Raw genomic sequence first — 1081 nt, forward strand, 5'->3', positions numbered from 1 at the left:
GAATGTTTTTCCGAGAGCTGCCAAAGCTTTAAATGGACTACTTTTCAGGTCATCAAGCATATTTAAAAACTGCGGAATCATTTTTTTACACCAATCTTTATTCATGGACTTGTGTAGGAGTAAAGAATGAACTTGTTGCTGGAACTGATATATAGCGTTTATAGCTGGATTGTCTTCAAGAAATGCATCACGCTTAATCCTTCTTTGAGGAGTCAATCTATCAGGTCGTGTACGCAGTAAAGCTAATATACCCCGATTACTTTTTACTTCGCTCGATAGCTCGCGGTAAGTCATCATACATTGATGTTGAAGCAAGCGAATGACATGAAATCGATCTGCTACTATTTTTGCATTAGGAAAATGTTTTTTAACAATGGAGCGGTACGTACTACTTAAATCCATACAGACTACTTTGACTCGTTCTTTTCCGACCAAGGAAGCCAGGTAACTGGAAAGGTCTGTTTCACTTCGCCCTTTAACAATATCAAAAATTTTATGCTTTTTGAGGTCACAGAGCGTTGTTGCAAATCCCTGTTTTCGGCTAAAGAAATGTTCATCAATACCAAGCACCACTGGGCATGGTGTATTCATGAGTTCTCTTGCTTGCTCCTGATAATGGCGATGATACCAACGCTCAATGGTGGCTTTTCCTTTATTAAATTGCTGGGCAAGGTCTTTTTGAGAAATACCACGAGTATGATCATGAAACACAGCGGCTTGTAAACGCCATGTCGAACGCTGATGTTTATTAATACCCGGGAATTGTTGATTACCGTATCGTTTGCACATATTGCAATAGAGTTTATACGCTTTAAAACGCAATAAAGTGCGACGATTACCAATTAACTCATGAGCTACCGTGCGTATATATGAGGACTTCTTACGAACCATTTTACTATGGCAATGCGCACAACGAGGTAACCGATGATAAGAAATGTCCAATATAAGTGGTTGATAACCACTCACTTTTTCTATGGTAAAACCAGGTAAATTTAAGATAAGATTATGCTTGGGCACTTTAATCTCCAATTTGATCGCGAAATCAATTAGTTAGTCTAGACTAACTTGATTAAAGTGCCCC

Annotated in this window: 1 protein-coding gene; it reads right to left on the bottom strand. The window is 38.6% G+C overall.

What is annotated here, in order from left to right; genetic code table 11:
* On the bottom strand, positions 1–1017 hold a 1017-nt coding region (locus A8O27_RS18110; protein ID WP_064115169.1), incomplete at its 3' end, for an ISL3 family transposase.
* Positions 1018–1081 lie beyond the last annotated feature (64 nt).

Source organism: Legionella bozemanae (assembly GCF_001648595.1).
GTDB lineage: Bacteria > Pseudomonadota > Gammaproteobacteria > Legionellales > Legionellaceae > Legionella > Legionella bozemanae.